Below are 8,491 nucleotides of genomic sequence, written 5' to 3'. Positions count from 1 at the left end.
GCGGGGCGCCCCGGGGGGGGCCCCCCCGGGGGGGGGCCCGGGGGGGGGCGGGGGGGGCCCCCCCCCCCCCCCCCCCCCCCCACCGCGCCCACCGCATCCGCCGGGGCCGTCAGTTGGCCGTCAGTGGCCGAGGAAGTCCGTGAGGACGGCGAGGAAGTCGGCGGGGCGGGTCGCGTGGACGTCGTGGCCCGCCTCGATCGTGACCAGCCGGGCGCCCGGGATCCGGGCCGCCACCTCGGCCACCGACTCCTGGGAGACGTGGCTGGCCGCGCCGCCGGCGATCACCAGGGTGGGCGCCGTGATCTCCGAGAGCCGCTCCACCCACGCGGGGTCGGGGTTCCTGCGCTCGGCGGCGGTCTGCTCGATCATGGCCCAGTCGTACGGCAGCGTCCCCGCAGGCCGCTGCGGGATGGGGACGTCGGCGGGCCGGAGCGCGGGCACGTCCTCCAGCACCAGCCGGTCGACCAGGTCGGGCCGCTCATGGGCGACCAGGCACGCGACCACCCCGCCGAGGGAGTGGGCGACCAGCGCCACGCGGGCCCCGCCGAGGTGGTCCAGCAGGGCGATCACGTCGTCCCGCATCAGCTCCAGGCCGTAGACGCCCGGCCACTCGCTGTCCCCGTGCCCCCGCAGGTCAGGCGCGTACACCCGCCAGGAGGGAGCGAGCTTCCCCATGACGCCCGCCCAGTCGGCGCGGCCGTACCCTCGCCCGGCGAGCAGCATCACCGGCGGCGCGCCTTCGTCCCCCGCCACCTCACAGGCCATCCGAATCCCGTTCACCGGCACGACCAGAAGCTCACCCATCCCCACAAACTAGGCCGGACCCCACCGAACCAGTCGAGAATTCGCAGCGGGCGAAATGCGTGTGGACATGACGAAGGGCGGCCGGCGGCTTGTGGCCGCCGACCGCCCTTGGCGATCTACTGGTGGAGGTGGCGGGAATCGAACCCGCGTCCTTCAACACCACGACAGGGCTTCTCCGGGCGCAGCCTGCTGCGATTTTCTCAGCCCCGGCGATCACACAGGCATGTCGCCGACGGGCTCAGTCACTGTTTGGTTTCCCTATCGACCCCGTGACCGAGTCGAGCGGTTGAGCCTCCTAGCGATACCAGATCCGGGCCGGAGGCGCTCCCGGGCTGGCAAGGGCTGGTCCTCGCTTAGGCGGCGAGGGCCATGTGGCCCTGAGTGCGCGTGTTATTGGCACTTATTGTTTTGCGGTCACAGTGTTAACGAGGTTATGTCCGCAGTCCTCGACCCGCTTCCCCTGGCCGCGACATGTCGAAGTCGAAACCAGTCACCCCCTGTGGAGTTGTCACCCGGTCTCGTGAAAGACCGAGCAAGCAGAAGATACTCCAGATAACGCCCGCGACGCCAACTTGATTCCCTGGACGGCCCTGGGCGGGCCCCCTGCCTGGCCGTGGAACGCCGAAACCCCCGGAGGCGTGGCACGTGGCGCACGCCCCCGGGGGCCGACCGGCAGGGTCGAGCCGGTCCGGACGGCAGGGCTTCCCCCGAGATGAAGCCCTGGTCTCATCACGGCGACTGGGCCCGCAACCCCCAAGCGGTGCCCAATCACCCAGAAAGACGCTGAACCCGCCCCCGATGGTTGCTCGCCCGCACAAATTTTTCCGCCGCCCGCGACCGCCCTCGCGGGAGCGGTCAGGCGGCGTTACGGGCGCTGCGGAAGAACTGGCCCGCGATGCGCGCGGAGGCCGCCGGGTCGGTCGTCTCGGTCAGGACGGCCACCGCGATGTCCCCCTGCCAGCCCACGAACCACGAAAGGCTCCTGGAGTGCTTCTTGTCCACGTAGGTGACGCCGGAGGACACGCCGTACACCTTGGCGCCGGGAGCCGCCGCCGGGGCCGAGGTGCCGGTGGTGACACCGGCCCGCATGAGCGCCCGCAGCTTGGCCAGGGTCCCCGTGTCCAGCGGGATCGGGCTCGGCGGGGCGACCGGCGGGACGTCCGAGGACAGGTCGGGTGAGGCGGGCGAGGTGACCAGTGTGGGCGGCCGCCAGGTGCCGGACGCGACGGCCCCGGCGACCAGGGCCATCGACAGCGGGCTGACCCGCACGGTCTGCCCGGCGATGATCTTCGCCTTGGCGGCGTCGCTCGCGGCCGGCGGCATCGTCCCGCTGAACGAGCGCAACGGCAGGCTCCACTTCCCGCCGATGCCGAATCGGGTGGCCGCCTGGGTGAGCGCGCCCGCGCTGACGCGCCGGGACAGGGACGCCAGCGCCGTGACGCACCCGTTCGCGAAGTTGGCGGCGACGGTGGGCGCGGTGCCGGGCACCAGGGTGGGGACGGTGCCGTCGGTGGGCATCGCCTGCTGGAACCGGGCGCCGCCGACCAGGCGGTCGGCCGGGCACGGCACCTTCTGCTCGGGATCCAGCCCTCCGGCGCCGAACAGCCCCTCGCCCGCGACGATCGAGAACGTGGTCCCCGGGGGGAAGCGGCCGTCGAGCCCGTCCTTCTCCTGGTTCATCTCGTGGGAGCCCACGGCGAGGATCTCGCCCGTGGGCGCGTCGATCGCCACCAGGGTCGCCGGGGCGGTGCCGCTGACGGCGAGGTCGGCCGACTGCTGGACGCCACGGTCGATGGTGGTCTTCACCGAGGTGGTGTTGGCCCGGCCCGGCCACTGGGCCAGCTCGGCCACCTGCTCGCTGGTCTTCAGGTCGTAGGTGATGACCTTCGTGCCCGTGGAGCCGGTGAGCTGGTCCTGGTAGGCCTTCTGCAGGCCGCCCTGGCCGAAGGTGTCGCCGGCCAGCAGGGGGCCGCCGAGCTGCTGCTCGGTCTCGGGGGTGTTGGCGCTGACCGAGCCGATGATGTCGACGGGCTGGGCGGGCTTGACCGGCTGCAGCCGCTTCTCGATCTGCAGGTCGGGGATCTCGTCCAGCCGGTCGCGGAGCTGGGCGTACTTGTTCCCGCCGAACGTGACGAGCGGGACGAAGTCCTCCGGCGGCGCCGACCGGATGCGGCTCAGCAGCCGGTCCTGGGCGAACCCGGTGACCTGGAACAGCCGCTCGCAGACCCCGACCGGGTCCTTGACCCTGGCGGGGAAGACGCCCGCGACGTAGAGGGTGGCCTCGGTCTGGAGCGCGTCGCCGTCGCGGTCCTCGATGGGCTGGCGGCCGGTCGGGGGCACCTTGACCGCGAAACGCTGCCCGGGGTGCAGCTGCGGGTGGATCACGCTCGGCGACCAGCGGACCTTCCAGACCCCGTCGACGAGGTGGAGCGGCAGGTTGTTGTCGTACTGCCACAGGGGGTTGTTGTCCCCGAGGTCGATCCGCACCTGGAACTTGGCGTCGGCGTCGTCACCGCTGGTCGACAGGCCCTTGAGGGAGAACCGGATCGAGGCGGCGTCGAGCTGCAGCCCGGCCTGCTCCAGAGCCTTCCTGACGACCTTGGGATCACCGTCGGTGCGCTCGGCCGCGGAGGCGTAGTCGCCGGTCTGCCAGCCGACCAGGAACTGGCTGACGGCCTCGTGCGGCGAGGGCTCGCTGAAACAGGCCGACAGCAGGGGGACGGCCACCGCCAGCGACATGCCCGCCGACAGTGCTCTTCTCGTACGTACCGCTAGCGCCACGGCTGATCGGACCTCATCGGTTGCGGTGACGAACGGCGCGGGCCATCTCGCGGGTCGCCTGCCTCTCCGCGAGGTCGTTCCGCTTGTCCCAGGTCTTCTTGCCCCTGGCGATGCCGATCTCGACCTTGGCCCGGCCGTCCTTGAAGTACAAGGAGAGCGGGACCAGGGTCAGTCCGGTCTCCTTGGTCTTGTTGACGATCTTCCCGATCTCCTTGCGGTGGAGCAGGAGCTTGCGGGGGCGCAGCGCGGCGTGGTTGGTCCACGTGCCCATGTGGTACTGCGGGATGTGGACGTTCATCAGCCACACCTCGTCGTCCCTCACCTGGGCGAACCCGTCCACGAGGCTCGCCCGGCCGGCACGGAGGGATTTCACCTCCGTGCCCATCAGGACGAGCCCGGCCTCGTAGGTGTCCTCGATCGAGTAGTCGTGCCGGGCACGCTTGTTCTGGGCGACGAGCTTGCGCCCGGTCTCACGTGGCATGACCAGAGCCTACCGGGGCCGGTCACACCCTCAGGTATCGCCGCAGGGTGACGAAGGAGGCGAGGATACAGATCAGCACACCCACCACCGTCGTAAGGGTGATCACCTGCGCGACCTCGCTCCAGCCGAGCTGGGTGGACAGCACGAAGTAGTTCTTCATCCCGTCGAACAGCACGACCTTGGCGAGCATCAGCAGGACCGCGGAGATCACGCCGCCGACCAGGCCGGCGATGGTGCCCTCCATGACGAACGGCAGCTGGATGTAGAGGTTGGAGGCGCCGACCAGGCGCATGATGCCGGTCTCCCGCCTCCGGTTGTACGCCGACAGCCGGACGGTGTTGCCGATCAACAGGATCGCCGCGAACACCTGGATCAGCGCGACCACCAGCGCGGCCCAGCGGAGCTTGCTCATCAGCCCGAAGAACTTGTCCAGGAGCTGCTGGTCGTTGACCACGTTGGACACGCCAGGCGCGCCGCTCAGGGCGTCGAACACCGCCTTGTAGTCGTTCGGGTCCTTCAGCTTGACCCGGAACGACTCGGGCATGTCGTCCACCTTCACGGCCGAGAGGAAGACGCTGTTGCTGCTGTAGGCGGCCTTGAAGTTGGCGTAGGCCTTCTCCTGGGTCTCGAAGAAGACCTTGTCGACCTGGCCCATGCTCTGGATGCGCGTCTGGAGCTCTTTCTTCTCCGCGTCGCTGACCTGGCTCCGGCCCTTGCACGCCTGGAACGGATCGTTCTTCTTGCACAGGAAGGCCGAGAGCTGGACCTTGTCGGACCAGTAGGTGCTCATGCTGCCGACCTGCGCGTTGATCATGAGCCCAATGCCGAGCAGCGCCATGCCGATGGCCACCGTCACGATGACCGCGATGGTCATCGTGAGGTTGCGGCGAAGGCCGATCCAGACCTCAGAGAAAATGAAGTTTGCCCGCATGCTTTGGGTGTCCCCTGTTGCTCTCGCTTGGTGATCAGTACGCCTGACCGTAGACGCCGCGTGACTGATCTCGGACGATCTTGCCGTCCTCCAGCTCGACCACGCGTTTGCGCATGGAGTCGACAATGGCGGCGTCATGGGTGGCCATGACGACGGTGGTACCGGTCCGGTTGATCCGGTCCAGCACCTTCATGATCCCGATACTCGTCGCGGGGTCGATGTTTCCCGTGGGCTCGTCCGCGAGAAGGATCATCGGTCGGTTGACGAAGGCGCGGGCCATCGCGACCCGCTGTTGCTCGCCTCCCGAGAGCTCGTCGGGCATTCGGTGGGCCTTGCCCTCCAGGCCGACGAGCTCGACGACCTCGGGGACCACCTTGCGGATGAACCGCCTCGGCTTGCCGATGACCTCCAGCGCGAACGCCACGTTCTCGTAGACGTTCTTGTTGGGTAGCAGCCGGAAGTCCTGGAACACGCAGCCGATGCGGCGGCGCAGATGCGGCACCTTGAAGTTCGACAGGCGCGCCAGATCCTTACCGGCGACATGTATGGCGCCCGTGTTCGGGCGCTCCTCCTTCAGGACAAGCCGGAGAAAGGTCGACTTCCCCGAACCCGAAGGACCGACCAGGAACACGAACTCACCCTTGTCGACGTCCACACTGACGTGGTCGAGGGCGGGCCGGTTCTGGTTAACGTAGACCTTGGTGACATTATCGAAATGGATCACAGGCGCATCACGGCATGCCAGTCTAGGGGTTAGGACGGTCGCGGGAGTGGCCGCGTGAGCCACATCGCATTGCTCGCCGGTCGGGGGGCGCCGCTCTTGACCATTGATCGACGTTCCGGTTGGCCGAGGCTCAGTCTAGGGGTAACACTGGCATGGAACGTCCATAACGGAAACAAAACGATTCCACACTCGCTATCAGGCTGGTAAAGCGATCACCGTGGAGAGGGAGACACCCCGTGAGCTGCGAACATCTCATCTGCGCCCAGTGTGCCGGCCCAGTGGTCGAGGGCCGTTGCCCCGCGTGCCGGGCGAGCAGGGCCGAGGTTCACCACCACGGACTGGGCGGACTTTCGCCCACACTCGTGGCGATTGTCCTAATTGTCCTACTCGCCGGTACGCTCGCTCTCAAGCATCTTTACGGCGCCTGAGGCGGGGGCCCGGCGGCCGCGGATCCCGGCGCGACGGGGTCCGTGGGCGGACGGCCCGCCCCCGGGCGGGCGATCGCCACCGCCCGGCGTGATCAGCCCGCGGCGCCCGACTCGATGCGCCGCGTCCAGCGGATCTCGCCCTCGATGAAGTCGTCGAGGTCGCCATCGAGCACCGCGCTGGGGTTGCCCGCCTCGACCGAGGTGCGCAGGTCCTTGACGATCTGGTACGGGTGCAGGACGTAGTTGCGGATCTGCGTGCCCCACGAGGTCGTCGACTCACCGCGGAGCTCCGACATCTTCTCGGCCTCCTCGCGGCGCTTGCGCTCCAGCAGCTTGGCCTGGAGCACCGTCATCGCCGAGGCGCGGTTCTGGAGCTGGGAGCGCTCGTTCTGGCACGAGACGACGATGCCGGTCGGCAGGTGGGTGATGCGCACCGCCGAGTCGGTGGTGTTGACGCCCTGGCCGCCGGGACCCGACGAGCGGTAGACGTCGATGCGCAGGTCGTCCTCGACGATGTCGATGTGGTCGGTCTGCTCGACGACCGGCACCACGTCCACGCCCGCGAACGAGGTCTGGCGGCGGCCCTGGTTGTCGAACGGGCTGATCCGGACGAGCCGGTGGGTGCCGTGCTCCCCGCGCAGCGTGCCGTAGGCGTAGGGGGCCTTGACCACGAACGTCGCCGACTTGATGCCGGCCTCCTCGGCGTAGGAGGTGTCGTAGATCTCGGTGGAGTGGCCCTTGCGCTCGGCCCAGCGCAGGTACATGCGCAGGAGCATCTGCGCCCAGTCGGCCGCGTCCACGCCGCCGGCCTGGGAGTTGATGGTGATGAGCGCCTCACGGGCGTCGTAGGGCCCCGACAGCAGGGTGCGGACCTCGAGGGCGTTGACGTCGGTGCGGAGGTGGGTCAGCTCGCGGCCGGCCTCCTCGCGCGTCTCGGCGTCGTCCTCGGCCTCGGCCAGCTCGTACAGCACGCCGATGTCCTCGAGCCTGCGGACGAGGTTCTCGACGCGGTTGAGCTCGCCCTGGATGTGGGAGAGCTTGCTGGTGACCTTCTGCGCCTGCTCAGGGTCGTTCCACAGGTCGGGTGCGGCAGCCTGCTCCTCCAACTCGGCGATCTGCTTGCGCATGACGTCGAGGTCCAGCACGTCCTGAATGCCCTTCAGTGTGCCGGTAAGCTCGCTGATCTCTTCTGCGGGATCGATGGCTGCCACACCTGCCAAGGGTACGCGACACCGGAGGCACCTCGCGCGTGGCTAGCATGGGCGGTCTGCGGGGGACTCATCGGGAGGCTGCATGAACAGGACGACGCGCGTCGCCCTGGCATTCCTGCTGTTCGCCGGCGCGGGCGCCGCCTGCTCACCCACGGCCACTCCCGCCCCGCCCGGCACCGTCGCGGCGGCCTCCTCCGCCCCCTCCTCCCCCGCCGCCACACCGTCCCCCTCGGCTTCCCAAAGGCCGCCGGCGGTGACGCTCGCCGAGGCCGGCAAGGTCGTGCGCGGCATCCTCGGCGCCGACGACGTGGTCCGGGCCAGCGGCGACGAGTCCTTCGCGCTGGCGCAGACCCGTGACGCGCAGGCGCAGATCATCGCGGTGGCCTTCCAGTCGACCGGCCGCGAACCCCCGCGCTACACCTGGGGGACGCCCACCCTGCTGGTGCCCCGCCTCGACCGTCCCCCCTACTGGTTCGCGGCCGTGGCCGAGCGCAAGGACGAGAGCGGCAGGAGCCGCACCGCGATGCTCGTCTTCATGAAGCAGTACGAGGTCTCCCTGTGGCAGCTCAGCTTCGCCTCCCTGCTCTACCCCGGCACACCGCCGCCCGCCGTCAGCCTCGACCCGGAGGGGTACGCGACCGCGCTGCCCACCAAGGACGACACCGTCGCGATCAGCCCGCACCTCATGGCGCCGCTGCACGCGACGATCGCCGAGGAGGGTCCGGGCGGGTTCGCCGCCGAGCTGATCGCGGCCGGTCCGCAGACCACCGGCTACTTCACCGAGGTCGAGAAGATCCAGCCGGACTTCAAGCGGCGCGGGTTCCTGTACGACTCGCTGTTCGCCGCGACCGCGTTCCCCATCTACGCGCTGCGCACGACCGACGGCGGGGCCGCCATCATGTACTCGCTGACGCGCACGACCCTCTGGCAGGCCAAGATCAAGGCCACCGAGGGGCTCGTGCCCGTCCCCGAGGACGTGCGCTGGGACGTCGGCAGCCTCACGGTGCCGTACATGCTGCGCGTGGTCGACACCCAGCAGTACGTCAGCCACGTCTCGCGGAAGGGCTCCCCCGAGCCCGCGCGGATCATCGCCTTCGACGACGCGCCGACCGGCGTCAGCAGCAGGTGACG

7 protein-coding genes and 1 other RNA gene are annotated in these 8,491 nt (G+C 69.4%); 1 reads left to right on the top strand and 7 read right to left on the bottom strand.

Annotated elements, in window-relative coordinates; all coding sequences use genetic code 11:
• Nucleotides 1-120: 120 nt before the first annotated feature.
• From NYZ98_RS36125 to prfB, 7 genes are all read right to left on the bottom strand, one after another.
• Nucleotides 121-804, bottom strand: coding sequence for an alpha/beta fold hydrolase (locus NYZ98_RS36125; protein ID WP_262848860.1), 684 nt, complete (start codon nt 802-804; stop codon nt 121-123).
• Between the two features lie 120 nt (nt 805-924).
• Nucleotides 925-1,302, bottom strand: a transfer-messenger RNA (tmRNA) gene (ssrA, locus tag NYZ98_RS36120).
• Nucleotides 1,303-1,659: 357 nt separating this feature from the next.
• On the bottom strand, nt 1,660-3,543 hold the full coding sequence (locus NYZ98_RS36115; protein WP_262848858.1) for a penicillin-binding transpeptidase domain-containing protein: 1,884 nt from the start codon (nt 3,541-3,543) through the stop codon (nt 1,660-1,662).
• Nucleotides 3,544-3,598: 55 nt separating this feature from the next.
• Nucleotides 3,599-4,066, bottom strand: coding sequence for an SsrA-binding protein SmpB (gene smpB / locus NYZ98_RS36110; protein ID WP_262848856.1), 468 nt, complete (start codon nt 4,064-4,066; stop codon nt 3,599-3,601).
• A gap of 22 nt (nt 4,067-4,088) precedes the next feature.
• Entirely contained in the window at nt 4,089-4,997 is a 909-nt protein-coding gene (gene ftsX / locus NYZ98_RS36105; protein WP_262848854.1) for a permease-like cell division protein FtsX, read from the bottom strand.
• A gap of 34 nt (nt 4,998-5,031) precedes the next feature.
• Nucleotides 5,032-5,721 carry a cell division ATP-binding protein FtsE gene (ftsE, locus tag NYZ98_RS36100; RefSeq protein WP_262848883.1) on the bottom strand — a complete coding sequence of 230 codons (690 nt, stop codon included), beginning with the start codon at nt 5,719-5,721 and terminating at the stop codon, nt 5,032-5,034.
• A 520-nt stretch (nt 5,722-6,241) separates the two neighbouring features.
• Nucleotides 6,242-7,360: a peptide chain release factor 2 gene (prfB, locus tag NYZ98_RS36095; protein WP_262848852.1), complete on the bottom strand. Its 1,119-nt coding sequence runs from the start codon at nt 7,358-7,360 to the stop codon at nt 6,242-6,244.
• An 82-nt stretch (nt 7,361-7,442) separates the two neighbouring features.
• On the opposite strand from prfB, the gene NYZ98_RS36090 reads away from it, so the two are divergent.
• A complete protein-coding gene (locus NYZ98_RS36090) occupies nt 7,443-8,489 on the top strand; it encodes a hypothetical protein (protein WP_262848850.1) in 1,047 nt (348 codons plus the stop codon).
• The last annotated feature ends 2 nt before the right edge of the window (nt 8,490-8,491 follow it).

This window comes from Sphaerisporangium corydalis, assembly GCF_025506355.1.
GTDB lineage: Bacteria > Actinomycetota > Actinomycetes > Streptosporangiales > Streptosporangiaceae > Sphaerisporangium > Sphaerisporangium corydalis.
Note: the sequence above shows the minus strand (reverse complement) of the source record. Positions and strands in the feature narration are given on the sequence as shown.